Genomic DNA, 24,092 nt, shown 5'->3' on the forward strand with positions numbered 1-24,092 from the left:
GCGTCCCGGTCTCCGACCCCGTTTCGGCCGGCCGGTGGGACGCCGGATGGGTGAGACGCCGGGGCGCCCGTCCCGAGGCACGGCGTAGCGTCCCGACATGGCCGACGTCTACCTTCACGGGCACCACTCGAGCGTCCTCGCCTCGCACGGCGCGCGGACCGCCGCCGACTCGGCCGCCTACCTGCTCCCGCACCTGCGTCGGGGCCTCTCGGTGCTCGACGTCGGGTGCGGTCCGGGCACCATCACCCTGGACCTCGCCGAGGCCGTCGCGCCGGGGGTGGTCGTCGGCGTCGAGAACGTCGAGGGCCCGCTGGTGCAGGCCCGCCAGCACGCGGCGGCCCGGGGCGACGAGCGCACGCGATTCGAGATCGCCGACGTCGCCGCGCTCCCCCACGCCGCTGGGACCTTCGACGTGACGCACGCCCACCAGGTGCTCCAGCACCTCGCCGACCCGGTGGGCGCCATGCGTGAGATGGCCCGCGTGACACGCCCGGGCGGAGTCGTGGCCGTGCGGGACGTCGACTACGCGTCGATGGTGTGGCATCCGGCATCCGAGGGCATGACGCGCTGGCTCGACACCTACCGGGCGCTGGCCCGCCTCAACCACGCCGAGCCCGACGCCGGACGCCACCTGCTCGCGTGGGCGCACGCCGCGGGCCTCACGCGGCTGACGCCTACGGCCTCGCTGTGGACCTACGCGACGCCGGCCCAGTGCGCGTGGTGGGGCGGGGTCTGGGCGCGACGCGTCGTCGACTCGACGTTCGCCGTGCAGGCGCTCGACCGTGGGCTCGCGACGCAGGCGGACCTCGAGTCGATGCGGGAGGCCTGGCTCGCGTGGTCGCGCCACCCCGACGCCTGGTTCGCGATGACCCACGCGGAGGTGCTGGCCCACGTCTGAGGCGCGACCGTTACGGAGGCCCGGCTCAGCGACGCCAGTCATGCTCAGGAGCGCCAGTCATGCTCAGCGACGCCGGTCGCGCTCGTCGGCGCTCGTCCGCGCCGAAGTGCTGCGGCGCTCGTGAGCCGTGCCGCCGCGACGATAAACCGGGCGCGGCCGCCCTTGCGCGTCTGCGAGATTGGACGCATGCCCGCTCCGTTGACGCTGCACGTGACCTCCGACCCGACCGAGGCCCGCTCGTGGTTCGCCGGGCTCGTCGAGCGTGAGCCGCAGGCCCTCAGCGTGGTCGCGAGCGTGACCGCAGGCATCCTGCACGACCCGACGCGCTACCCCGGCGCCCGGTGGTGGGCGGGGCACGACGGCACCGACGTCGTCGCGGCCTTCATGCACACCCCTCCGTTTCCGCTCCACGTCGCGTTCGCCACGTCGGACGACGCCCGGGCGCTGGCAGTCGCGCTCGCCGGTCAGGGGGACGAGCTGCCGGGTGTCGGCGGGCTGCGGGGTCCGGCCGAGGCGTTCGCCGACGAGTGGGTGCGGCACACGCGGTGCTCGGCCCGGACGACGATGGAGGTCGGCCGGTTCGCGCTGCCCAGACGGGCCGTCGTGCCGTTCGACGTGCCGGGCGCGTTCCGTCGCGCCACGGCGGAGGACCTGCCGGTCGTCGACGCGTGGCACCAGGACTTCGTCGACGCCATCGAGGGTCCCGGGCAGCGAGCCGCCCCGGGGCTCGACGCTCAGGTCGCCGACGGCCGCGTCGGCCTGTGGGTCGACGGCGGCGCTCCGGTGTCGATGGCCTACGCCTCGCCCGCGAGCGGCGGCCTGACGCGCGTGTCCGGTGTATGGACGCCGCCCGAGCTGCGCGGTCACGGCTACGCCAGCGGCGTCGTCGCGGCCCTGTCCAACGAGCGGCTCGACGCCGGCGAGGCGTGCATGCTCTTCACCGACCTCGCCAACCCGACGTCGAACGCGATCTACCAGGCCATGGGCTACCGACGCGTCGGCGACGCCATCACCATCGCGTTCGGAGCAGCCTGACGCGCCCGATGACCGGCGCCCTCCTGGCCGGGGTGGGCACCCTCGCAGGCGCCCACCCTCTGCCCGCCGGCTACTTCGACAACGAGGCCGTCGCGGACGCGAGGCTCCCTGACATGGCCGTGATGCGATCCGTCCAGCTCTGCCCTGTTCCGCCCTTGTACGCCGAACCGCTCGTCGTCTGGGCAGGACCGGAGTTTGGGAGAGTGAGCGTCAGCGGGCTCAGGGAGCCGCCGGTTGTGTCCTTGACGAAGGAAAGCGTGACGGTGGCGTTCCCCGTGTAGTTGTTCACGGTGTTGCCCCAGTTGTCGGTGACGCTGACCTTGATCGACAGCGTGTTGTTGTTGCCGAAACCGGTCACCGTGCAGGCGAACAAGCAGCCCGGAGTGCCGATGCCCGTGCTCGCGCTGGTGGACCAGGCGAGGTGCGTTGCCGGGCCGGCCGACGCGGTGATCGAGCTGCTGCCGATAACCTGCGGGCCGCTGCCCTCCGTCGCGGTAAGGATCACGTTCTCTGCCTTCTTCAGCGTGATCGACGCTGTGCCCACTCCGTTGGCGAACGTCACCGATCCCGGGTAGAGCGGAGTCAGCGTGTCGCTGGTCGTCGGCTTGTCGAGGGAAGTGTTCGGACCGGTGAACGTGACGGTCTTCGTGCCGGAGTAGCTCGTGGCCGTGGTCCCGTCGGACGATGTGGCCGTGAGCGTGGCGGTGAACGCGGTGCCGGCCACCGCCGACGCAGGTGTCGTGAGGACGAAGCGGATCGTCGACTTCGTCGTGCTCTTCGAGACCGGCGCGCTGTTGTTGCCGGCAGCATCGGTCGCCGTCGCCGAATACGTGATGCTTCCGTCGCGCAGAGCGGATACGTCGATACCTGACGCCGTCCAGGTGGTGCCGGTAACCGTGGCCGAGACCGGCGTCGTCGAGCGCGTGCCGTCGGTGGCCACGACGGTCACCTTCGCGCCGGCTTCGACGGCTCCGGATGCGGACGTGTTCGCCATGTTCGCGGCTGTGATCGCGCTCGTCACCGAGTCGACGGTCACGCTGGGCGCGATGGTGTCGATCTTGACGGTGCTCGTCTGGGTCGTGCTCTTGTTACCGGCCCGATCGGTCGCATAGAACGACACGACATTCGTGCCCTGGCTGCTCAGGCTGACGGTGGTCGACGAACCGGTCACTGTCGTGGCGGTGCCCGTCCCAACCCACCACGTGACCGACGCGACGCCGGACCCGCCGGCGTTGTCGGTCGCCGTGATGGTGACCGTCACCGGTGTCGTCGTGTTGAAGCCGGCGCCGTTCGGCGTGGGCGACACGACGGCGGAGACGGATGGCGCGACGGTATCGACGAGCACGCTGTTGCTGCTCGTGCTCGTCGAGGTCCAGGTGCGGTACACGGCGGTGACCGTGTATGAGTAGGTGCCATCGGCGACCCCGGTGTCGGCGCAGCGGGTCGTCGTGACGGGCGCCGCGGGCGTGCCGCACGTCGTGGCCCTGCCGTCGGAGCGCATCGCGTAGTAGCCCGTGACCGGCGCGCCCGTCGAGAGCGACGCGGCAGTCCACGTCAGGGAGACGGAGCCTGCGTTCGCGGTCGCGGCGACGTTCGTCGGTGCGCTCATCGTCGCAGCCTTCGCCTGGCCGCTACCGGCACCTGCGGCGATCCAGTACGCCCAGGCGGACGTGCCGACCGCCGTCAGGCCGAGCGCCAGCGCACCAGCGAACAGGAGGCGGCGGCCCATCGAGATCCCTCGGAAGCGAGCCATGTCAGTTCCCCTGTCCGCTGCCGGCGTAGGCCAGGGTCACGCTCGCGCCCTTGCAGCCGTCCTGGTTGACGGGGCGGTCGAGCAGGGTCAGCGCGGGCCAGTAGCTCTGGGCGACGCCGAGCTGAGCCAGCGTCGTGGTGGAGCTGCCCGCGACCGTGAGCGGGTACGGCCCGCCGTACTGCCGCACCTGGTAGTCGGCGGTCGAGCAGGCGAGACCGGCGGCGACGGCCGACGGGGTCCGCGTGACCGAGGTGACCGTGACGGTGAGGTTGGTGACCGCGAGCGGCTTCTTGTTCGGGTTGGTCAGCGCGAGAGCCAGCGGCGCGGAGACGCCGGGCGCCAAGGGCGTCTGCGACGAGCCCGTGATCGTGAAGGCCTTGCCGCTGGTCGTGACCGTGAGCTGCACGCTCGCGTAGGCGTAGCGGGTCGTCCCCGCGTCGTCGCTGCCGGACGCGACGAGGTAGAGCGTGTAGGTGCCGTCGGACGCGGTGGCCGGCACGTCGACCTGGAGCGTGGCCGTCGACCCGGTGGTCGGGTTCGGCGTGTAGCCCCAGGTGGCGCCGGACGGCAGTCCCCCGGAGACGCTGAATGAGACGGGGCCCCGCATCGCGGTCCGCGACAGCTGCATCGAGTACACGGCGCTCGAGCCGGCAGCGAGGGTCGTGGCGGCCGGCGTCGCGCTCATCGTCAGAGACCCGGAGAGCTGGTAGTTGACGGTGAGGCCCGCCGTGACGTCACCACTCGTCTTGCCGCTCGTCGCGGTGAAGGTCAGGCTCGAGGAGCCGACCGCCGTCGACGACGTCGTCGTGACGGTGACACTGGCGGTGGCCGTCGCTCCCGCACCCGACGCGGTGAGGGCCGCCGTGGCCGGGGAGAAGGTCGCTGTCGCACCGGACGGCAGGCCCGACGCGCTGAGCGTCGCGGTACCGGCGAAGCCGTTGATGCTGCCCAGGGTCAGGGTGTAGGTGGTCGCGCCGCCCCTCGTGACCGACTGGCTCGCGGGCGAGACCTGCACCGAGATGCCGGGCTTTGCCGCCACGGCGTAGACGACGCCCGCGACGAGCACCATCGCCGCGACGAGCGCGGCCGTGAGGCCGCCACGTCGTACCGCCGGGTTCACCGTCATCTGCCCTGTCCCCTGAGTGAGTCTGCCTGTGCTGCCGGGTGATTCGATTCGTGTGTGGTGGACCGAGGTGGACCGGACGCCATCGGGCCGCCCGGTCCACACCGGACCGGGTCAGTCGCTCGTGAGCGTGAGCGTGATCTTCGCGCCCTTGCAGGCGTCCTGGCTCACCGCCGTGTCGGCGAACGTGAGCGTGCCGCTACCGGCGGCGACACCGGTCAGCCCGGCGCCCACGCGCGTGCCCGAGGCGACGTCCGGGATGCTGAAGTCGGCCGCGTCGCAGCCCTGCTTGTCGGTGGAGACGACCGCGTGGATCGTGTTGACGAACAGGCTCGAGGTGCCGGCGTTGTCGGCGGTGTACGTGACCGTCCGCGTGTTGCCGGGGGCGATCCCGTCGGCGAAGCTGGCGTGCAGGACGACGGTCCCGTTCGACGTGGCGTTGGTGGCCGAGCCGGTGCCGGAACCGGTGGTGGTCCAGTAGGCGACGGCGCCGCCGGCAGCCGCCACGGTCAGGGCACCCGCGGTCAGGATGACAGCGGTCTTCTTCTTCATCTTGGTCGTGCGCATGACGAATTCCCCCCAGTGAGGTCAGTGGATTCAGACGAAGACGCCTTCCAGCCCATGTCGGACGGGGCGTCTGAGAGAGAAAGGAACCACAGCGGTTCCGCTCTTCGTCGCGAATTCGACTGAAGTGCAAGAAAACTGGGCGATCAGTCCCTTATGTCCCTTTTCATGGAATGGGACAAAAGTGGACGATCAGGGATATGTCCAATGGGGCGATTCGGACCATTCGACTGGCACGAAAACCACACCGGCCCGACGGGCGGCCGCGCGAGATCCAGGCTCAGCGCACGACGCCGGCGGCGCGCAGCCCCGCCCGGATCATCGGCCACTGGAGCGGCAGCCGCGCAACCGTCGCGGCGAGGAAGCCCTGCCGTGCTCGGTCCTCCGGCGACCGGTCGAGGCGACGCTTTGCCTGGGCTGTCATCGTGACATTCGCCGGGAAGACCCCGACGAGCAGCGCGGCCGATGCCAGCCCGGCCACCCGACGGGTCGATGGCACGAGAAGCCCTACGGCACAAGCGATCTCGGCAGCACCCGACACGAGGACGAGGGCCCGTCGGTTCGGCAGCGCCTTGGGCACGATGCGCTCGAACGGCTCCGGGCGCACGAAGTGCATGACCCCCGACGTGAGGAACAGACCGGCGAGGGCGAGGCCGTCGCCGGCGAGCCGGGCCGGAGGGTTCGGGCGCTTCGTCATGGACGCAGCCTAGGCGTCGGAGCGGGTGCCGGTCAGAGCAGGACGGTGGTGAACGCGCCGACCTCGTGGAACCCGCACCGGTCGTAGGTGGCGCGCGCCGCGACGTTGAAGTCGTTGACGTAGAGCGACACCTCGTCGGCGGGGCCGGCGAGCACCTGCTCGACCACCGCGGCCATCGCCGGCACCGCCAGGCCCTGTCCACGCAGCCTCGGGTGCAGCCACACGCCTTGCACCTGCGCGCACCCGAGCGCCAGCGAGCCGATGTCGGCCTTGAAGACGACCTCGCCGTCCTCGATCCGCACGTAGGTGTGGCCCTGCCGGACCAGGGCCGCGATGCTGGCGCGGTAGCCGCGGTCGGAGCCGTGGAACGGCGGGTAGCCGATCTCCTCGGTGAACATGTGCGCCGCGGCCGGCAGCACGAGGTCGACCTCGTCGAGGGTCGCCGGGCGCACGCGGTCGTCGAGGTCGATGCCCAGGCTCGACGGCGGGGTCGAGGTGGCCAGGAGGGGCTGGTGCGTGCGGACGGCGCGGACGGGCCCCCACGAGGGGCCGAGCCGGTCCCAGAGCCCGACGACCTGCTCGCTGGGCCCGAAGATCGACGCGCACTGGCGCCGCATCCGCAGGATCCGCGTCGCAACCGCGGTGACACCGGCGTCGTCGAGCTCGACCGGGACGACGTTGGCGCTGACCCACGCCAGACCGGTGAGGTCGCCGGCCTCGACGTGCCCGATGAGCGAGCCCGGGGAGGTCGAGATGCTGCCCTCGAGGATGCGCGCGGCGACGAAGACGTTGGCCACCCGGTCGCGAGCGCACAGCGCGAGGGCCGTGTCGCGGTCAGCGGTCGACAGCGACCGCACAGGGAGGCGTTGGCGGAGCACCTCCCAAGAGTGACGGTACGACGGCCGCTTGTCACCTGCGGCTCGCAGCGGCGACCCCATCGTGACCTCGGCGTTGTCATGCCCCGCCGTCGTCGCCCGACGCCCAGCGACGACGAACCGCGCCATGCGGGCACCCTCACCCACCCGAGCTCAGTGGTGGCGGCGGTGCAGCACCGGCGCGTCGAGGTCGGTGTTGTCGAACACCCACGTCGCGTGGCCGCGCGGGTCGGCCTCGGCGAGGTAGAGCCGCTGACCGCCGACGTAGCGGCGGTTGGCCTCCGCCTCCGGGTCCGGGTCGTGGCCCTCGCCGAACCGGGCGTGGCCGCGCGGCACCGACACCGCGAAGGGGACGTCGACGAACACGACGGCGTCCCACGCGTCGACGAGGCTCGGTCGCTGCAGGAAGATCCCGTCGACCAGCAGCAGGGTGTCGACGCCGACCGGCACGGGCACCGGCGTGACGGGCTCGTCGCGTTCGACGTCGTTGACGGCCGGCGTGACCGGCAGCCCGGCCCGGAACGGCTCGAGCACGGCGCGTCGGAACGCGGCGTAGTCGTAGGAGTCCTCGTAGAACGAGTCCGGGCCGCGCCCCCGCGCGATGCGTTCGGCGCGTGGGCGGTGGAACCCGTCGACCGAGACCCGCAGCACCTCCCGGCGCGCTCCGACGACCTCGGCCAGCTGGTCGGCGAGGACCGTCTTGCCTGCCCCGTCGACACCGTCCACCGCGACCGCGACGCGTCGCCCGGGGTTCAGCGCGACGAGCTCGTCCGCGAGCGCGCGCACGACGGCGAAGCGGCCCGTCGCCGGGACGGGCGGGCGCACGGTCAGCCGACGGTGACGCTGGGGCTGCCGGCGGCGTCGTCGTCGATCGGCTCGCCCATCTCCTCGGCGATCCGCATGGCCTCCTCGATGAGCGTCTCGACGATCTGGGCCTCGGGGACGGTCTTGACGACCTCGCCCTTGACGAAGATCTGGCCCTTGCCGTTGCCGCTCGCGACGCCCAGGTCGGCCTCGCGGGCCTCCCCCGGCCCGTTGACGACGCAGCCCATGACGGCGACGCGCAGCGGCACGGTCATGCCCTCGAGACCGGCGGTGACCTGGTCGGCGAGCGTGTAGACGTCGACCTGGGCGCGGCCGCACGACGGGCAGGAGACGATCTCGAGCTTGCGCGGCTTGAGGTTGAGGCTCTGCAGGATCTGGTTGCCGACCTTGACCTCCTCGACCGGCGGGGCCGAGAGCGAGACGCGGATCGTGTCGCCGATGCCGCGCGAGAGCAGGGCGCCGAAGGCGGTGGCCGACTTGATGGTGCCCTGGAAGGCCGGTCCGGCCTCGGTGACCCCGAGGTGCAGCGGCCAGTCGCCGCGCTCGGCGAGCAGCTCGTAGGCGCGGACCATGACGACGGGGTCGTTGTGCTTGACGCTGATCTTGAAGTCGTGGAAGTCGTGCTCCTCGAAGAGGCTCGCCTCCCAGACCGCCGACTCGACGAGCGCCTCGGGCGTCGCCTTGCCGTACTTGTCCATGATCCGCTTGTCGAGGCTGCCGGCGTTGACGCCGATGCGGATCGAGACGCCGGCGTCCTTGGCCGCCTTGGCGATCTCCTTGACCTTGTCGTCGAACTGGCGGATGTTGCCCGGGTTGACGCGCACCGCTGCGCACCCGGCGTCGATCGCCGCGTAGACGTACTTCGGCTGGAAGTGGATGTCGGCGATGACCGGGATCTGGCTCTTCCTTGCGATCGCCGGCAGGGCGTCGGCGTCGTCCTGGCTCGGGCACGCGACGCGCACGATGTCGCAGCCGGCAGCGGTCAGCTCGGCGATCTGCTGGAGCGTCGCGTTGATGTCGGTGGTCGGCGTCGTCGTCATCGACTGCACGGAGATCGGGAAGTCCGATCCGACGCCGACCTTGCCGACCTGGATCTGGCGGGTCTTGCGACGGGGCGCGAGGACCGGCGGGGGCGCGGACGGCATGCCGAGGGAGACGCTCATGCGGCCCATTATGTCGCGGCGCCCCGAGGTTCCCGCCGGGCGCTCCCCCGAAGGCCCGCGCTCAGCCGAAGAAGCTGATCGGCTTGACGATGTCGGCGTAGATGAGCAACACCGACATGGTGATGAGCACGAGGCTCATGCCGTAGGCGATCGGCAGCCCCTTGGCGACGTCGACGTAGCCGGGGTCGGGCCGGTTGCGCACGCGCGCGACGCCCTTCTTGACCGCTTCCCAGATCGCACCCGCCACGTGGCCACCGTCGAGCGGGAGCAGCGGGATGAGGTTGAAGACGAACAGGGCGAGGTTGAGCGAGGCGATCAGGAGCACGAGCTGGGCGAGCTTGACCCAGTTGCCGCCCTCGGAGTCGGGGATGTCGACGGCCGCGACCTCACCGCCGAGGCGACCGACACCGACCACCGAGATGGGACCGTTCGGGTCGCGCTCGCCGGAGCCGAAGGCCGCCTGGACGACGCCGGCCATCTTCTGCGGGATCTGCACGATGATGCCGGCGGTGTCGAGGACACGGGCCCAGACGTAGCCGGGGGCCTCGAGCACGGGCGTCTTGACGAGGTCCTGGCCCGGCACGATGCCGGCGTAGCCGACCGGCGCGAGCACGAGCTTGCCGTCGCGCAGGACGGGCTTGTCGTCGGGGCCGTACGTGGCTCGCTCGAGCTTCGCCGGTGTGATGGTGACGTCGACCTTCTGGTCGCCGCGCTGGACCACCCACGCCATGGGGGTGCCGGCATGGTCGCGGATCGTGGCCGACACCTGGTCCCACGAGCTGACGGCCTTGCCGTCGATGGACAGGACGCGGTCGCCCTGCCGCAGACCCGCCGCGGCCGAGGGCGCCTTCGGGTCGCCCGGGGTGCACTTCGGCTGTGGGTTCTGCACCGTCGGGGCCGCAGTGGGGACGCACTGCGCCACGAGGCCGACCTTGGCCGCCACCTGCGGCAGGCCGTAGAGCGTGATGACGCCGGTGATGAGGACGAAGGCGATGAGGAGGTTCATGACCGGCCCGCCGAGCATGATGACGATCTTCTTGCCGGGGTTCAGCTTGTAGAAGACGCGGTCCTCGTCGCCGGGCTTGACCTCCTCCATCGAGTCGGCCCGGGCCTGGTCGACCATCTGGCTGAACCGGCCGGTCGAGAGGGTGCGCAGCTCGCCGGGCTTGTCCCCCGGGCGCGGCGGCAGCATGCCGATCATCCGGACGTAGCCGCCGAGCGGGATGGCCTTGATGCCGTACTCGGTCTCCCCCCGCTTGCGCGACCACACCGTCGGGCCGAACCCGACCATGTACTGGGTCACCTTGACCCCGAACTTCTTGGCCGGGACGAGGTGGCCGATCTCGTGGAGGGCGATGGACAGGGCCACGCCCACCACGACGACGAGGACCCCGAGCACGAAGAGCATGACCCATTGTCACATCCGGCGGCCATCGTTCCGCCCCCTCCCGCGACTCCGCGGAAATGCCGGGGACGTGCGCGTCGTTCACCCGCCACACTCGGTGGATGCAGGCACCGACGGAGGACGCGTTCCGGGCCCTGGCGCGCTCGTCGCCGTGGCTCTTCACGACGCTGCGCTTCACGCTGCGTCGACCGGGCCGCTCGCCCGTCGAGGCGTGGCTCTCGAGGCCGGGGCGCCTGGCTGTCGAGGTCGACGGAGCCCGGCACGTCGTCACGGGTGTGCCGTACGGCAAGGCGGTCCTGCACGCCGCCGGTACCGAGCCGTCGCCGTGGGTCGTCTCGCCGCCGCAGGACCACACCCCGCGACGGCGCGCGGACGGGCTCGTCGATGAGCGGCCCGGCCGGCTCGACGTCGACTACGACGACCCGCTGTGGGGCTCCTACGACTGGGTGGCCATGCTCGACCCCGTCGAGCTGTCGGCCGGGACCCGGCTGCGCGACCTGCAGGCCACCGCACGGGCCGGGCGCGAGACGTGGTGGGCCCTCGCCGTCGGCGTCGACGGCTACGAACCGCGCTGCTCGTGCTGCCCGCTGCTCTGGGGCGCCGAGTCGGAGCGGCTGTACGCCGACCCGGCCGAAGGACCGGTGCGCGCCGCCGACGAGTACCCCGAGTGGCTGGTCGGCCTCGACCGCGCGACCGGCGTCGTCGTGTCGTGCGAGCCGGTGGGGGCCGTCGGGGTGCGCGACGGGTTCTCGGTCGACCTGCACGAGGTCGACGCGGTGCTGCCCGACGCGCTCTTCACCCCTCGCTGACGATCGGTTCGAGGTGATCGGCGACCCGATACGGTCGCTGATCACCTCGAGTCGCAGGCTCAGGGGGTCAGGGGGTCAGGGCGTCAGGGGGTTGCGACGAGGCGGCCTGCGGCGTCCCGTGCCCAGGCGTCGGCGGCGAGCACGTCCTCCAGCGTCAGCTCACCGACGCGTGAGGCCGGCTTGGTCGCGTACGCGTCGACGACGCGGGCCACGGTGTCGACGATGTCGACGAAGCCGATGCGTCCGTCGTGGAAGGCGTCGACGGCCACCTCGTTGGCGGCGTTGTAGACGGCCGGCCACGTGCCACCGGCCTCCCCGACGCGTCGGGCGAGGGCCACTGCGGGGAACGCGTCGTCGTCGAGCGGCTCGAACTCCCACGACTGCGCCTTCGTCCAGTCGCACGGCACGTCGACGTCGGGCACCCGCTCGGGCCAGCTCATCCCGAGCGCGATCGGCACGAGCATCCGCGGCGGCCCGGCCTGGGCGATCGTCGAGCCGTCGACGAACTCGACCATCGAGTGGATCATCTGCTGTGGGTGCACGACGACCTCGATGCGCTCGAACGGGATGTCGAAGAGCAGGTGGGCCTCGATCACCTCGAGACCCTTGTTGACGAGCGTCGCCGAGTTGGTCGTGATGACCCGGCCCATCGCGAAGTTCGGGTGGGCGAGGGCCTGCTCGGGCGTCACGTCGGCCAGCTCGGCCCGGCTGCGTCCGCGGAACGGGCCGCCGCTCGCCGTGACGACGAGCCGCCGCACCTCCTCGGCGCGACCACCGCGCAGCGACTGGGCGATGGCCGAGTGCTCGCTGTCGACGGGCACGATCTGCCCGGGGGCGGCGAGCGCCTTGACGAGGGGGCCGCCGATGATGAGCGACTCCTTGTTCGCCAGGGCGAGGGTGGTGCCGGCGCGGAGGGCGGCGAGGGTCGGCTCGAGCCCGATGGCACCGGTGATGCCGTTGACGACGACGTCGGCCTCACGCGCCGCGAGACTCGTGCTCGCGTCGGGGCCGACGAGCAGCTCGGGCGCGTAGCCGGTGACGCCCGACGCGTCGGCGGCCGCGGCGATCGCGGCGGCGAGGGCGTCTGCGCTCGCGACCGCGACGGCGACGACCGGGACGCGCAGCGCGACAGACTGCTCGGCCACGAGGGCGAGGTTGGACCCGGCAGACAGGCCCACGACCTCGAACCGGTCGGGGTTGCGGCGCACGATGTCGATGGCCTGGGTGCCGATCGACCCGGTCGATCCGAGCAGGACGATCCGGCGGGGGCGGGCGGTGGCGGCGTCGGTCACCCCCGCATTGTTCCGCACCACCGAGCGCTCGCCGCGATGGGCGTCGGGCGGGGGCCGCGTGAACGTCAGGTGGGCGTCGAGGTGAGCCCGAGCGGGTGGGCGAGCAGGTGTCAGGCCGGGATGCCTCGCGACCGGAGCAGCTCGTCGCGCTTGAACGCGTACGCCACCGCCCACGTCATCCGCATCCGGTAGAGCCGGATGTCGTCACCCCATGAGAACGGGCTGCTGCCGTAGTGCGCGGTCCAGTGGGCGTCGACGGCGTCGAGCTCTGGACCGGCCGGGATGCGGTCGGCGTAGCCGTGGCTGAAGAGGGCGAGCTCCTCGCCGTCGACGTGCGCCACGCTGACGGCCGGACGTCGCTCGAGGTGGCGAGCCTTCGCCGAGGTGCCGCTCGTGCCGAAGGTCCAGGTGCCGTGGAGGAAGTGCCCGTCGAGGGCGCTGATGCGCGGCTCGCCGGCGGCGGTGACCGTGGCGACGCTCAGCACCTTCATGCCGGTGAGGAGCGCGGCCAGCTGGCGGGCGGTCAGCGTGCGCTCGTCGGTGATGATGCCGCGCAGGTGGCCGGTGGCGCGGGCGTGGGAGCGGTCGAGGAGGTCCTGCAGGGCGTCGAGCTCGGCATCGGTGTCGTCCATCCCCCGACCGTAGGCGCCGGGTCCGACACCGCACCCGATCGTCCTTGCGGTCTCACCACCACCCGAGGTCGAGCGACGCGACCCCGAGGTCGCCCCAGCCCCACCACACGTCGCTCGGCAGGTAGGGCCGTGCGGGCACGACGACATGGGGCGGCGGCAGCAGGACGCTCGAGGGCACGCTGGGACGCCCGTTCGGCGCCGTGGTGGCGCCGCCCCGAGCGTCCGCACGTGCCGACGCGTCCACTCCCCCGCGTGGCGCACCCGGCGCCGCCGATCCCGCTGCTGCGGGTGTGTCCGCTGCGGACGGCGATCCCGGCGGCAGGAAGCCGTTGCGCGGGTCGCGAGGCGCCGCGACGCCGGCCTCGGCAAGCGTCCGCACCGTCTCCAGGCGGGACCGGAGGAACGCGGTGAGGCCCGACGTGTCGGGCGTCGTACCGGGCGTGGCCGGCAGCCACGCCGTCACGGTCTCGCCGAGCCTGCACAAGTTCCCCACCGGCTCCACGACCGTCTCGACGTCGCTCTCGCGTGGGGCGCTGAGGTCTCGCTCGACCATGCGCATCGGGCCGCCCGACTCCACGAGCACCGACATGCTGGAGCCGCGACGGCCGTCGGGGCCCCGGTGCACGGCCAGCACGTGCTCGGTGCCGGGCGCGTCGGTGAGCTCGAGGCGCACGACGCGCTCGACGTCCGGGTGCAGCAGCGACTCGGACGCCGGGTCGGTGAGGAAGCTCCAGAGCAGGTCCGGTGCCAGGGCGACCTCGACCGACGCCGACACCGTCACCGGCACCACCGCGGGAGAGAGCCCGCGGTGCAGCGACGCGTCCGGCCCGTCGGGGGCGGACGCGGCATCGGGCACATCGCGCGGGCGTCCCTCGACGTCGGCCTTGAGCCCGAGCAGCCCGCGCGCGATCCAGCTGCGGGCGAAGCCGGCGAGCGGGTCGTCCGGCGCCAGACCCCCGAGCACCTGCGTCACGACGGTGCCGTGGTCGAGCGGCTCGAGGGTGGTGGTCAGGTCGAAGGGTGCGGCGCCGTCGGCCGACCGCGCCACGACGCGTCGGCCCGGCTCGAGGTCGACGACGGTCGACAGGCCGGCCCAGAGGCGACCGTCACCGCGACGCCACACCCCGGCGAACTCCGGCAGCCCGGCCGGTTCGGCCCGCGGGAGCGGGAGGACACCGACGCAGTCGACCCCGTGCTCCGCGCCGGGCGCCGGGGCGACGAGCGCCTGCCAGACCGCGTCGGGGCCCACCTCCACGAAGACGCGGTGGCTGACGTCCCGCGGTACGACGCTGACGGGCTCCTGGGGGCCGCCGCCTCCGAGAAGACCGCGCAGGAAGCCCATCGTCACACCCTCAGGAGACGAAGACGCGCTCGTCGATGAGGCGCTCGGTGACCACCTTGCCGTCCGGCTCGAACCGCCCGTGCTCGAAGTCCTTGGCGAACTCGAGCTCGACGCCGGCCCGGCCGTGACGGTTCTTCTCGATGGTGACGACCGTCCAGCCGCGGAACCGCTGGATGTTGCCGAGGTCGTAGACGAGGTGCTCACGCGAGACGACGTCGACCTTGTCGTTGACGATGAGGACGACGTCGGCCTCGTAGGCGAGGGCCGACGACCCGCGCAGGTCGTGGGTGCGCATGCGGTGCCCGCTGGCGAGGGACTCCTTGTCGGCCGCCGAGATGGTGACGATCGGCACCCGCGCCGCGAGGGCGAGGTCCTTGAGGCCCTCGGCCACGGCGGTGACGCGCGCGTTCTCGTCCTCGCCGTCGACGGGCACCTTCTGGATGTAGTCGATGAGGACGAACGGCGCCTGACCGGTGGTCTGGGTGACCCGGCCGATGACTGCGGCGATCTCCTGGAGCGACGTTGTCGCACCTGAGGACTCGTGGATCTGGAGCCGGTCGCCGTAGCCGCTCAGGGCGTCGTGGGCGGCCGTGCCGCCGGGGAGGTCGGCCAGCACCGAGGCGAGGGACGCACCGCCCGAGCCGACCTCGAGCGCGCGCCGCACCTCGACGACCCCGGCGACGTCGCCAGCGTAGGCGCCGCTCGCCTCCATGGCCTCCATCGAGATGAGGCGCTCGAGGAGCGTGTACGACTCGTGCTCGTAGGAGAACACGACCGCCGACCCGCCTGCTGCGACGGCGTTCCGGGCCATCTGGAGGCCCAGGGTCGTCTTGCCGTGGCCGGCCGGGCCTCCGAGGAGCACGAGCTCGCCCGCGCGGAACCCGCCCGTCAGCGTCGCGTCGAGGACGGGGAACGCGGTCGGCCACACCTGGGCACCGGCCACACCACCGCGGCGCAGCACGTCGTCGGTCTCGGTGAGCAGCGCGTCGAGCGGGCGCAGCGAACCGGCATCACGGTGTCCAGCGGGAGTGACCATGCGCACGATTGCACCACGGGATCCCCTGCCGTGACCGCGTTTTCACGCAGGACGCGCGAGGATGCCGGGGCACCACATGGGTGCCCCGGCATCCGTCGCTTCACGACGCGTCGTGGTCTGGTCGATCGTGCCTCAGAGCGCGATGCCGACGTACTTCGTCTCGAGGTACTCCTCGATGCCCTCGAAACCGCCCTCGCGGCCGACCCCGGACTGCTTGACGCCGCCGAACGGCGCGGCCGGGTTGGACACGATGCCCTGGTTGACGCCGACCATGCCGTACTCGAGCTCCTCGCTGACGCGGATGGCCCGGGAGAGGTCGCGCGTGAACAGGTAGGCCACGAGGCCGAACTCGGTGTCGTTGGCGAGCCGGACGGCCTCGTCGTCGTCGGAGAACGACGTGACCGGCGCGACCGGGCCGAAGATCTCCTCACGGGCGAGGTCGGCGCCGGTGGGGACGTCCGCGAGCACCGTGGGCTCGTAGAACCAGCCGGCCCCCTCGCGCGCCTTGCCGCCGGTGAGCACCCGGGCACCCTTGTCGACGGCGTCCTGCACGAGCGCGCCGACCTTGGTGCGGGCGTTCTCGTCGACGAGCGGGCCGACGTCGACGCCGTCCTCGGTCCCGTGCCCGAGGGTCAGCGCACCCATCCGCTCGGCCAGCCGCGACGAGAACTCGGCGGCGAGCGACTCGTGGACGTAGAAGCGGTTGGCGGCCGTGCACGCCTCGCCGATGTTGCGCATCTTGGCCAGCATCGCGCCGTCGACGGCCTTGTCCAGGTCGGCGTCGGGGAAGACGAGGAACGGGGCGTTGCCGCCGAGCTCCATCGAGACGCGCAGGATGCCCTCCGCGGCCTGCTCGATGAGCTTGCGCCCCACCGGCGTCGAACCGGTGAAGGTCAGCTTGCGCAGCCGGGGATCGCGGATGAGCGGCTCCATGACGTCGCCGGTGTGGCTCGTCGTGACGACGTTGAGGACCCCGTCGGGCACGCCGCACTCCTTGAGGAGGTCGGCGAGCGCCAGCATCGTCAGCGGCGTCTGGCTCGCGGGCTTGACGACCATCGTGCAGCCCGCCGCGATGGCCGGGCCGATCTTGCGGGTGCCCATCGCCAGCGGGAAGTTCCACGGCGTGATCATGAGCGTCGGGCCCACGGGCTGCTTCATCGTCATGAGTCGCGTCGCGCCGTTGGGAGCGGTAGACCACCGGCCGGAGACGCGAACGGCCTCCTCGGAGAACCAGCGGAAGAACTCGGCGCCGTAGGCGACCTCGCCCCGGGACTCGGCGAGCGTCTTGCCCATCTCGAGGGTCATCAGCGTCGCGAACTCGTCGGTGCGGGCCACGATGCGCTCGTAGGCGTCGCGGAGGATCTCCCCGCGGTCACGGGGGGCCGTGCGCGCCCACTCGGCCTGGGCGGCCACGGCGGCATCGAGCGCGGCCCGGCCGTCCTCGACCGTCGCGTCGGCCACGTGGGCGATGACCTCACCCGTGGCCGGGTCCTCGACGGCGATGGTCGCGCCGCTGCTGCTGGCGCGCCACGACCCGCCGATGAACAGCCCCTTGGGGACCGACTCGACCACCGACTCGAAGGTCGCCTTCACTGACTCCTGTGTCACGCCTGCCATGCTCCTCAGCCTAGGTCCCGCGGGGACCGGTTCTCTCTCGGGTGGATCGGTGGTGGTTCGGGGGTGGATCGGGGGTCAGCCGCGGCCGCCTCAGCGGTCCTCGAGGCCCCACGGCGAGCCGTAGCCCTCGGGCTTCGGTGCCGCGAGCAGCTCGAGGAAGGGAACGGCGTCGAACGCCTCGGGGCCGAGCACGCCGGCGCCCTTCCACGTGCCGCGCGCGAGCAGCTCGAGCGCGACGACCGGGTTGACGGCGGTCTGCCACACGACGCACTGGGCGCCGTAGTCGCGCATCGTCTGCTCGTTGTCGACGACGTGGAACAGGTACGTGCGCCGCGGCTGCCCGTCGGTGCCGGTACCGGTGACGAAGAGGCCGGCGCAGGTCTTGCCCGTCATCCGCGGCCCGATCGTCGCCGGGTCGGGCAGCACGGCGGCGACGACGTCGCGCGGGCTCACCTCGACGCCCTTGACGCGGACCGGTTCGGTGCGGTCGAGGCCGAGCGTGTGGAGCACCTTGAGGATGCCGATGAACTCGTCGCCGAGGCCGTACTTGAAGGTCGCCCGCTTCGCCTCGACCCACCGCGGCATGAGGAGCACCTCCTCGTGCTCGACGTTGACGCACTCGACCGGCCCGATGCCCTCCGGGAAGTCGAAGACCTCCGGCTCGCTGAACGGTTCGGTCGTGAACCAGCCGCGGTCCTTCTCCCAGACCACCGGCGGGTTGAGGCACTCCTCGATCGTCGTCCACATCGAGAAGCTCGGCGCGAAGATCTCGTTGCCGTCGTCGTCGCGCACGACGAGGTTGGCTCCGTCGCGGGTGCCGAGCTCGTCGATCTCGGAGAAGAGGTGGTCGGCGGCGTAGCGGGCGAAGACGTCGGACAACCCCGGCTCGACGCCGATGCCGACGAGAGCGAGGCGGCCGTCGGCCTCCCACTCCCCCGCCACCTCGAACTGCTCGTCGCCGAGCTTGACGCCGGTCTCGGCGTAGGGGCGGTCCGGATGCGGCCGCGACAGGCTCATCGCCATGTCGAGGTAGTCGGCCCCGGCAGCCTTGGCGCCGTGGAAGATCGGCAGGTTGAACTTCGGGTCGACCGCGTTGAACACGTGGGTCGCGCCGTGCTCGCGGGCGAGCGCGGTGACGGCACCGGCGTCCGACGCGTCGACGCAGGCCGCGACGAACCGCGTCTCGCCCGGGTGGCGCTCGGTCACGGCTGCGACGGTGCGCTCCGCACGCGTCACGTCGTAGTCGGCGACGACCCACTGCTCGAAGGAGGCACGCTCGGCGGCGATGCGCGCGGCGGCGTCACCGACTCCGCCGGAGCCGATCATGAGGACACGCAAGAAGACTCACTCCAGAGGGTCAGGCCGTCGCACCGCGGCGGCGTCGGCTGCCGATGACCTGGGCAGCGATGACGCAGAGGACGGCGATGACGAACATGGAGAACCCGATGACGTTGGCCTGGGCCGGGATGCCGCGGGTGTAGGACACGTAGACGAACTTGGGGAACGTCGTCTCGTTGCCGGAGACGAAGTTGGTGATGATGAAGTCGTCGAAGGAGAGCGAGAACGACAGCAGGGCTGCGGCGACGATGCCCGGCAGGGCCAGCGGGAAGGTGATCCGCAGGAACGTCGTCCTCGGGTTGGCGTAGAGGTCCGACGCGGCCTCCTCGAGGCGCGGGTCGAGGCTCTGCAACCGCGCCTTGACGGTGACGACGACGAAGCTGATGCAGAACATGATGTGCGCGATGACGACGGTCCAGAAGCCGAGATCCATGCGGAAGGCCTGGATGAAGATCGTCAGCAGGCTCGCGCCCAGGACGACCTCTGGGGTCGCCATGGGCAGGAACACGAGGACGTTCGTCGAGCTGCGCCCCCGGAACGAGTAGCGCACCAGGGCGAAGGCGATGAGGGCACCGAGGACCGTGGCCACCAGGGTGGCCAGCGCCCCGATCTTGATGCTCTCGACGAGAGCCGGGCAGACGCCGGGCGCGCCGCACGGGTTGGCCCAGTGCTTGAGCGTCGGGCTGCCCTCCGGGTTCCACGTGATGTTGGACCGGCGGTAGTTGTTGAAGGAGAAGACGAACGTGTAGAAGACCGGCAGGAAGAGGTAGATGAGGACCCCGACCGCGATGATCATCGCGATGTGGTCGCTGACCCAGGAACGTGCGCGCCTCACAGGACCTCCTCCGTCCCGAACCGGCGGACGTACCCGAGGACGAGCACGAGGATGAGGATCATCAGGCTGATCGACAACGCGGCCGCCGTCGGGTAGCCGCCGAGCACCGAGAAGAACTGGCTGTTGATGACGTTGCCGACCATCTTGGTGCTCGTGTCCGAGCCGAGCAGCTCCGCGTTGACGTAGTCACCGGCGGCGGGGATGAACGTCAGCAGGGTGCCGGCCAGGATGCCTGGGGCCGCGAGCGGGATCGTGACCGTGCGCAGGTTCGTGAACCGGTCGGCGTAGAGGTCCCGCCCGGCCTCGAGCAGGCGCGGGTCGGCACGCTCGAGGCTGGTGTAGATCGGCAGCACCATGAAGGGCAGGAAGTTGTACGTCAGGCCCGCGACGACGGCGACCCAGGTCTCGGTGATGTGGCCGCCGGGAAGCAGGTGCAGCGTGCGCAGCGTCGAGGCGACGAAGCCGTCGTCGGCGAGGATCTGGCGCCAGGCGATGGTGCGCAGGATGAACGAGGTGAAGAACGGCGCGACGACGAGGATGAGCATGACGTTGCGCCAGCGTCCGGCCTTGAACGCCATCGCGTAGGCGAGCGGGAAGGCGACGACGAAGCACAGGACCGTGGCCGTGCCGGCGTAGAGCAGCGAGCGCACGAAGTGCTCGCCGTACGTCTTGAGGGCCTCGACGTAGTTGCCCACGTTGACGTCGCGGTAGTAGTAGCCGGGCGCCCCGGGCCACTGCGACTGCAGGCTCGCCGAGCCAAGCTGGATCAGCGGGACGATGAAGAAGAGCGTCAGCCAGAGCAGGCCGGGGATCAGCAGGAGGTACGGCGTCCACCTGCGCCGCTTCGCGCCGGCGCGGGGCGGCGTCAGCTGCGGGTCGCCCGCCTCACGGGCACTCGCCGCGACGGCGGTGGTCATGCGCCATCCTCCACGAGCGCGGCCTTGCGGCCGCTCTCGTCGACGGGCACGGCGAAGGCGTGCGTGGGGTCCCACGACAGCCAGACGTCGTCACCCGGCCGGACGCTGATCGGCTCGACGTCGAGGTTCTGCTCGTAGACGCTCCAGTTGGCACCGCTCGGGACGGTGACGAGGTACTGCGTGGCGACGCCGCTGAAGGAGACGTCGGTGACGGTGGCCCGCACGTCGTTGCCCGAGCCGTCGGGCTGGGACTCGTGGATCCGGACCTTCTCGGGACGGACGCCGAACATCAGCTCGCCGTCGTGGATCTCGGTGCGCTGCTTCGGGATCCGAACCTTGGTGTTGCTGACCTCGGCCATGACGAAGTCGCCGTCGGTGCCGAGGATCCGGCCGACCCCGAGGTTGGACTGACCGACGAAGTTGGCCACGAAGGCGGTCCGCGGGAGGTCGTAGAGACGCTCGGGCGGACCCATCTGCTCGATCCGGCCACCGTTCATGACGGCGACGGTGTCGGCCATGGTCATGGCCTCCTCCTGGTCGTGCGTCACGTGGATGAAGGTCAGCCCGACCTCGCTCTGGATCCGCTTGAGCTCCACCTGCATCTGGCGTCGCAGCTTGAGGTCGAGGGCGCCCAGCGGCTCGTCGAGCAGCAGCACCTCCGGCTGGTTGACGACGGCGCGCGCGAGCGCGACGCGCTGCTGCTGACCACCGGAGAGCTGCATGGGCTTGCGGCCGGCCAGGTGCGAGAGCTGGACGAGCTCGAGCGCGTCGTCGGCCTGACGCATCGCGTCGGCAGCCTTGCGGCGCTTGGGCCCGAACGCGACGTTCTCCCGGATGGTCAGGTGCGGGAAGAGCGCGTAGCTCTGGAAGACCGTGTTGACCGGCCGTTCGTGCGGCCGCGTGCCGGTGAGGTCGGTCTCCCCGATGAGCACCCTTCCGGCCGTGGGCTGCTCGAGCCCGGCGACCATGCGCAACGTCGTCGTCTTGCCACAGCCCGACGGGCCGAGCAGCGCGAAGAACGAGCCACGCGGCACGACGAGGGAGAGGTCGTCGACGGCGGTGAAGTCGGCGAACTGCTTGGTGACGTTCTCGAGGACGAGGTCGCCGTGCGCCTCGCGCGTGTTCGTAGCCATCAGTTGCCCACCGCCGTGCTCCAGATCTGGGAGAACTTCTGGTCCTCTGCCGGTGACAGGGCCCGGAAGCTCCGGGTGTTGGTCCTGAGGTACTCCTCCGTGGGGAAGATCATCGGGTCGTCGACGAGGGTCGGGTCGACCTTCTTCATCTGCTCCTGGGCACCCTGGACGGGGCAGATGTACGCGACGTACGCGGCGACCTTCGCGGCCACGAGCGGGTCGTAGTAGTAGTCCATGAGCCGCTGTGCGTTGCGTCGGTGGCGCGAGGTGATGGGGACCATCATGTTGTCGCTCCAGAGGGTGCCCTTGGACTCGGGCAGCACGAACGTCCAGTTGTCGTCCTTGGTGTTCGTCTGCAGCTGGGCGATGTCGCCGCTCCAGACGATGCCCGCGATCGCGTTGCCGCTCGTGAGGTCCTGCAGGTAGGAGTTGCCCTTGATCCGGCGGATCTGGCCGTTGGCCAGCTGCTTGGACACCTCGTCCACGCCCTTCTGGAACTGCTCCTCGGTGAAGGGCTGGGAGATGTCGACCCCTTGCCGCAGCATGATGAGGCCGACGGTGTCGCGGAACTCGAGCAGGGCAGTCACCTTGCCTTTGAGGTCGGGGGCCCAGAGGTCGTCGAGCGTCTTGAGCTCGCGACCCACCTTGCCCTTGTGGTAGCCGATGCCGGCGAAGCCGCTCTGCCACGTCAGCGAGTGGTTGCGACCCGGGTCGAAGGAGACGTCCTGCAGGATCGGGCGCAGGTTCGAGGCGTTGTGCATGCGGATCAGCTCGAGCGGCTGGACGAAGCCCTGCTGGATCATCCGGTTGGCCATCCAGTCGGTGAAGACGAAGATGTCGCGGTCGATGTCCTGGTTGGCCTGCAGCTGCGGCGCGATCTTCGTCGCATACGTCTCGTTGTCCTCGATGTCCTCCGAGTAGGTGGCCGTGATGCCGGTCAGCTTCTGGAACGCCTCGAGCGTGGGATAGGTCTTCGTCTTGTCGTCGTAGTCGAGGTAGGCCGTCCAGTTCGCGAACTTGACGACCTTCTCGGTGTCGGAGACGTCCTTGGGGAGCGTCAGCGTCGGTGCGGCGCCGACGCTCCCGCTCGGGGGCGGCGGCGGCGCGCACGCGGACAGGCCGAGCGCAGCGAGACCGGCTGCGCCGCCCCCGAGCAGGCCACGCCGTGAGAGGCCGGACGATGCGGCCATGGAGGCCAGGGCTCGGATGCCGGGATCCGAGGGGGGTCGACGCCTGTTCACGCCTGCTCCTTCACGTGCTGGTGAACGAACCCGGCCCGAGTGGGCCGGGCCGTGGGACGGCCCTGTCCGTCCGTACTTGCCTGGTACTGCTCCCTGTGGCGGTCCCGGTCAGGACTCGATGTTGGCCATGACGTGCTTGATGCGCGTGTAGTCCTCGAACCCGTACATCGACAGGTCCTTGCCGTAGCCGGAGTGCTTGAAACCCCCGTGGGGCATCTCGGCAACGATCGGGATGTGCGTGTTGATCCAGACGCACCCGAAGTCGAGCTTCTTGCTCATCCGCATGGCGCGTCCGAAGTCCTTGGTCCACACGCTCGACGCCAGGCCGTACTGGACGCCGTTGGCCCAGGCGAGCGCCTCGGCCTCGTCGGTGAACTGCTGGACGGTGATGACCGGGCCGAAGATCTCGGTCTGGATCTGCTCGTCGTCCTGGCGCAGGCCGGCGAGCACGGTCGGCTCGAAGTAGAAGCCGTCGCCGAGACCCTCGGCGCGGCGGCCACCGGCGGCCACGCGGGCGTGGTCGGGCAGGCGGTCGATCATGCCGCTGACGTGGGCGACCTGGTTCGGGTTGTTGACCGGTCCGAAGAGGGCGTCGGGGTCGTCGGGCAGGCCGACCTTGGCCTCGTTCTTCGCGTACTCGGCGAGCGCGGCGACGAAGTCGTCGTGGATGCGCGGTCCGGCGAGGACGCGGGTGGCGGCGGTGCAGTCCTGGCCGGCGTTGAAGTAGCCGCCCACGGCGATCCCCTCGACGGCGGCCTCGATGTCGGCGTCGTCGAAGACGACGACGGGCGCCTTGCCACCGAGCTCGAGGTGGACGCGCTTGAGGTCCTTGGCGGCGCTCTGTGCCACCTGCATGCCGGCCCGGACCGAGCCGGTGATGGCCACGAGCGCCGGGGTCCGGTGCTCGACGACCATGCGGCCCGTCTCGCGGTCACCGGTGACGACGTTGAAGGTGCCCTCGGGCAGGAACTCCGAGGCGAGCTCGGCGAGCAGCAGGGTGGTCTCCGGCGTCGTGTCGGAGGGCTTGAGGACGATCGTGTTGCCCGCGGCGAGCGCCGGGGCGATCTTCCACATCGCCATCATCATCGGGTAGTTCCACGGCGTCACCTGGCCGACGACGCCGATCGGCTCGCGGCGCACGAACGAGGTGTGGCCCTTCATGTACTCGCCGGCCGCCTTGCCCTCGAGGACCCGCGCGGCGCCGGCGAAGAACCGCAGCTGGTCGACCATCGGCGGGATCTCCTCGCTCGCCGTCAGGGCGTGCGGCTTGCCGGTGTTCTCGCCCTCGAGGCGCACGAAGTCGTCGGCCCGGGCCTCGATGGCGTCGGCGAACTTCAGCAGCGCGGCCTGCCGCTCGCCCGGCGTCGTGTCGCCCCACGTCTCGAAGGCCTTCGACGCTGCGTCGTAGGCCCGGTCGACGTCACCCTGGGTGCTGACCGGGGCCTTCGCGACGACGCCGGCGGTGGCCGGGTTGACGATGTCGGTGGTCGCGTCGGTCTCGGGGTCGAGGTACTGCCCACCGATGAAGTTGCGGAGCTGGCGCGGCTGCGAAGTCATGGCGA

At 71.2% G+C, this 24,092-nt stretch carries 23 protein-coding genes; 4 read left to right on the forward strand and 19 right to left on the reverse strand.

All coding sequences use genetic code 11. The features are described 5' to 3' along the window. Positions 1-97 precede the first annotated feature (97 nt). Positions 98-898: a methyltransferase domain-containing protein gene (locus AC3A5R_RS01720; RefSeq protein WP_487619061.1), complete on the forward strand. Its 801-nt coding sequence runs from the start codon at positions 98-100 to the stop codon at positions 896-898. Positions 899-1,084: 186 nt separating this feature from the next. Beyond that, the gene (locus AC3A5R_RS01725) at positions 1,085-1,933 is read left to right on the forward strand and encodes a GNAT family N-acetyltransferase (protein ID WP_487619062.1); all 849 of its coding nucleotides are present in this window, start codon (positions 1,085-1,087) and stop codon (positions 1,931-1,933) included. A 70-nt stretch (positions 1,934-2,003) separates the two neighbouring features. On the opposite strand, the gene AC3A5R_RS01730 is transcribed toward AC3A5R_RS01725, so the two are convergent. Beyond that, positions 2,004-3,194 carry an OmpL47-type beta-barrel domain-containing protein gene (locus AC3A5R_RS01730; protein ID WP_487620101.1) on the reverse strand — a complete coding sequence of 397 codons (1,191 nt, stop codon included), beginning with the start codon at positions 3,192-3,194 and terminating at the stop codon, positions 2,004-2,006. Between AC3A5R_RS01730 and AC3A5R_RS01735 the strand changes: the two genes are divergently transcribed. Next, entirely contained in the window at positions 3,136-3,342 is a 207-nt protein-coding gene (locus tag AC3A5R_RS01735; protein WP_487620132.1) for a hypothetical protein, read from the forward strand. The two genes, AC3A5R_RS01730 and AC3A5R_RS01735, sit on opposite strands and share 59 nt — an antisense overlap. Before the next feature lie 345 nt (positions 3,343-3,687). On the opposite strand, the gene AC3A5R_RS01740 is transcribed toward AC3A5R_RS01735, so the two are convergent. The 7 genes from AC3A5R_RS01740 to AC3A5R_RS01770 form a co-directional block, all read right to left on the reverse strand. Then, positions 3,688-4,812, reverse strand: a complete 1,125-nt coding sequence (locus AC3A5R_RS01740) for a hypothetical protein (protein WP_487619063.1) — start codon at positions 4,810-4,812, stop codon at positions 3,688-3,690. Positions 4,813-4,923: 111 nt separating this feature from the next. After that, the gene (locus tag AC3A5R_RS01745) at positions 4,924-5,376 is read right to left on the reverse strand and encodes a hypothetical protein (protein ID WP_487619064.1); all 453 of its coding nucleotides are present in this window, start codon (positions 5,374-5,376) and stop codon (positions 4,924-4,926) included. Between the two features lie 277 nt (positions 5,377-5,653). Further along, entirely contained in the window at positions 5,654-6,070 is a 417-nt protein-coding gene (locus AC3A5R_RS01750) for a DoxX family protein (RefSeq protein WP_487619065.1), read from the reverse strand. Positions 6,071-6,102: 32 nt separating this feature from the next. Further along, positions 6,103-6,948, reverse strand: coding sequence for a GNAT family N-acetyltransferase (locus AC3A5R_RS01755; RefSeq protein ID WP_487619066.1), 846 nt, complete (start codon positions 6,946-6,948; stop codon positions 6,103-6,105). Between the two features lie 150 nt (positions 6,949-7,098). After that, positions 7,099-7,770 (reverse strand): nucleoside/nucleotide kinase family protein, encoded by a 672-nt coding sequence (locus AC3A5R_RS01760; protein ID WP_487619067.1) that lies wholly within the window; start codon positions 7,768-7,770, stop codon positions 7,099-7,101. Between the two features lie 2 nt (positions 7,771-7,772). After that, positions 7,773-8,933, reverse strand: a complete 1,161-nt coding sequence (gene ispG / locus AC3A5R_RS01765; RefSeq protein ID WP_487619068.1) for a flavodoxin-dependent (E)-4-hydroxy-3-methylbut-2-enyl-diphosphate synthase — start codon at positions 8,931-8,933, stop codon at positions 7,773-7,775. Positions 8,934-8,994: 61 nt separating this feature from the next. Then, a complete protein-coding gene (locus AC3A5R_RS01770) occupies positions 8,995-10,341 on the reverse strand; it encodes a M50 family metallopeptidase (RefSeq protein WP_487619069.1) in 1,347 nt (448 codons plus the stop codon). 98 nt (positions 10,342-10,439) lie between these two features. Here AC3A5R_RS01770 and AC3A5R_RS01775 point away from each other — a divergent pair, with 98 nt between their 5' ends. Continuing rightward, positions 10,440-11,147, forward strand: a complete 708-nt coding sequence (locus AC3A5R_RS01775; protein ID WP_487619070.1) for a hypothetical protein — start codon at positions 10,440-10,442, stop codon at positions 11,145-11,147. Between the two features lie 83 nt (positions 11,148-11,230). Here the strand turns inward: AC3A5R_RS01775 and dxr are convergent, their stop codons facing one another. The 11 genes from dxr to AC3A5R_RS01830 all read right to left on the reverse strand — a co-directional run bounded on the left by dxr (position 11,231) and on the right by AC3A5R_RS01830 (position 24,087). Further along, the gene (gene dxr / locus AC3A5R_RS01780) at positions 11,231-12,439 is read right to left on the reverse strand and encodes a 1-deoxy-D-xylulose-5-phosphate reductoisomerase (RefSeq protein ID WP_487619071.1); all 1,209 of its coding nucleotides are present in this window, start codon (positions 12,437-12,439) and stop codon (positions 11,231-11,233) included. 110 nt (positions 12,440-12,549) lie between these two features. After that, positions 12,550-13,071: a pyridoxamine 5'-phosphate oxidase family protein gene (locus AC3A5R_RS01785; protein ID WP_487619072.1), complete on the reverse strand. Its 522-nt coding sequence runs from the start codon at positions 13,069-13,071 to the stop codon at positions 12,550-12,552. Positions 13,072-13,123: 52 nt separating this feature from the next. Continuing rightward, positions 13,124-14,413 (reverse strand): hypothetical protein, encoded by a 1,290-nt coding sequence (locus AC3A5R_RS01790; RefSeq protein ID WP_487619073.1) that lies wholly within the window; start codon positions 14,411-14,413, stop codon positions 13,124-13,126. 10 nt (positions 14,414-14,423) lie between these two features. Continuing rightward, positions 14,424-15,449: a DnaB-like helicase C-terminal domain-containing protein gene (locus AC3A5R_RS01795; RefSeq protein WP_487619074.1), complete on the reverse strand. Its 1,026-nt coding sequence runs from the start codon at positions 15,447-15,449 to the stop codon at positions 14,424-14,426. Positions 15,450-15,581: 132 nt separating this feature from the next. Then, positions 15,582-17,066: an NAD-dependent succinate-semialdehyde dehydrogenase gene (locus AC3A5R_RS01800; protein WP_487619075.1), complete on the reverse strand. Its 1,485-nt coding sequence runs from the start codon at positions 17,064-17,066 to the stop codon at positions 15,582-15,584. 90 nt (positions 17,067-17,156) lie between these two features. After that, positions 17,157-18,404, reverse strand: coding sequence for a saccharopine dehydrogenase family protein (locus AC3A5R_RS01805; protein ID WP_487619076.1), 1,248 nt, complete (start codon positions 18,402-18,404; stop codon positions 17,157-17,159). Positions 18,405-18,423: 19 nt separating this feature from the next. After that, the gene (locus AC3A5R_RS01810) at positions 18,424-19,200 is read right to left on the reverse strand and encodes an ABC transporter permease (RefSeq protein ID WP_487620102.1); all 777 of its coding nucleotides are present in this window, start codon (positions 19,198-19,200) and stop codon (positions 18,424-18,426) included. A gap of 35 nt (positions 19,201-19,235) precedes the next feature. Further along, a complete protein-coding gene (locus AC3A5R_RS01815) occupies positions 19,236-20,156 on the reverse strand; it encodes an ABC transporter permease (RefSeq protein WP_487619077.1) in 921 nt (306 codons plus the stop codon). Then, positions 20,153-21,289, reverse strand: a complete 1,137-nt coding sequence (locus AC3A5R_RS01820) for an ABC transporter ATP-binding protein (protein ID WP_487619078.1) — start codon at positions 21,287-21,289, stop codon at positions 20,153-20,155. The genes AC3A5R_RS01815 and AC3A5R_RS01820 overlap by 4 nt, the downstream gene beginning before the upstream one ends. Next, positions 21,289-22,530 (reverse strand): polyamine ABC transporter substrate-binding protein, encoded by a 1,242-nt coding sequence (locus tag AC3A5R_RS01825; RefSeq protein ID WP_487619079.1) that lies wholly within the window; start codon positions 22,528-22,530, stop codon positions 21,289-21,291. Before AC3A5R_RS01825 ends, AC3A5R_RS01820 begins: the two co-directional genes overlap by 1 nt. Positions 22,531-22,638: 108 nt before the next feature. Next, a complete protein-coding gene (locus tag AC3A5R_RS01830) occupies positions 22,639-24,087 on the reverse strand; it encodes a gamma-aminobutyraldehyde dehydrogenase (RefSeq protein WP_487619080.1) in 1,449 nt (482 codons plus the stop codon). Positions 24,088-24,092 lie beyond the last annotated feature (5 nt).

The sequence above is a fragment of the Intrasporangium sp. Soil_C_50 genome, from assembly GCF_057656595.1.

Excerpts from the sequence above, each read along its gene's own strand:
- AC3A5R_RS01785 (WP_487619072.1), bottom strand. The coding sequence starts at position 13,071 with ATGGACGACACCGATGCCGAGCTCGACGCCCTGCAGGACCTCCTCGAC.
- AC3A5R_RS01720 (WP_487619061.1), top strand. The coding sequence starts at position 98 with ATGGCCGACGTCTACCTTCACGGGCACCACTCGAGCGTCCTCGCCTCG.
- AC3A5R_RS01790 (WP_487619073.1), bottom strand. The coding sequence starts at position 14,413 with ATGGGCTTCCTGCGCGGTCTTCTCGGAGGCGGCGGCCCCCAGGAGCCC.
- AC3A5R_RS01810 (WP_487620102.1), bottom strand. The coding sequence starts at position 19,200 with ATGATCATCGCGGTCGGGGTCCTCATCTACCTCTTCCTGCCGGTCTTC.
- AC3A5R_RS01750 (WP_487619065.1), bottom strand. The coding sequence starts at position 6,070 with ATGACGAAGCGCCCGAACCCTCCGGCCCGGCTCGCCGGCGACGGCCTC.
- AC3A5R_RS01800 (WP_487619075.1), bottom strand. The coding sequence starts at position 17,066 with ATGGCAGGCGTGACACAGGAGTCAGTGAAGGCGACCTTCGAGTCGGTG.
- AC3A5R_RS01820 (WP_487619078.1), bottom strand. The coding sequence starts at position 21,289 with ATGGCTACGAACACGCGCGAGGCGCACGGCGACCTCGTCCTCGAGAAC.
- AC3A5R_RS01745 (WP_487619064.1), bottom strand. The coding sequence starts at position 5,376 with ATGCGCACGACCAAGATGAAGAAGAAGACCGCTGTCATCCTGACCGCG.
- AC3A5R_RS01775 (WP_487619070.1), top strand. The coding sequence starts at position 10,440 with ATGCAGGCACCGACGGAGGACGCGTTCCGGGCCCTGGCGCGCTCGTCG.
- AC3A5R_RS01740 (WP_487619063.1), bottom strand. The coding sequence starts at position 4,812 with ATGACGGTGAACCCGGCGGTACGACGTGGCGGCCTCACGGCCGCGCTC.
- AC3A5R_RS01830 (WP_487619080.1), bottom strand. The coding sequence starts at position 24,087 with ATGACTTCGCAGCCGCGCCAGCTCCGCAACTTCATCGGTGGGCAGTAC.
- AC3A5R_RS01795 (WP_487619074.1), bottom strand. The coding sequence starts at position 15,449 with ATGGTCACTCCCGCTGGACACCGTGATGCCGGTTCGCTGCGCCCGCTC.
- ispG (WP_487619068.1), bottom strand. The coding sequence starts at position 8,933 with ATGAGCGTCTCCCTCGGCATGCCGTCCGCGCCCCCGCCGGTCCTCGCG.
- AC3A5R_RS01770 (WP_487619069.1), bottom strand. The coding sequence starts at position 10,341 with ATGCTCTTCGTGCTCGGGGTCCTCGTCGTCGTGGTGGGCGTGGCCCTG.
- AC3A5R_RS01725 (WP_487619062.1), top strand. The coding sequence starts at position 1,085 with ATGCCCGCTCCGTTGACGCTGCACGTGACCTCCGACCCGACCGAGGCC.
- AC3A5R_RS01815 (WP_487619077.1), bottom strand. The coding sequence starts at position 20,156 with ATGACCACCGCCGTCGCGGCGAGTGCCCGTGAGGCGGGCGACCCGCAG.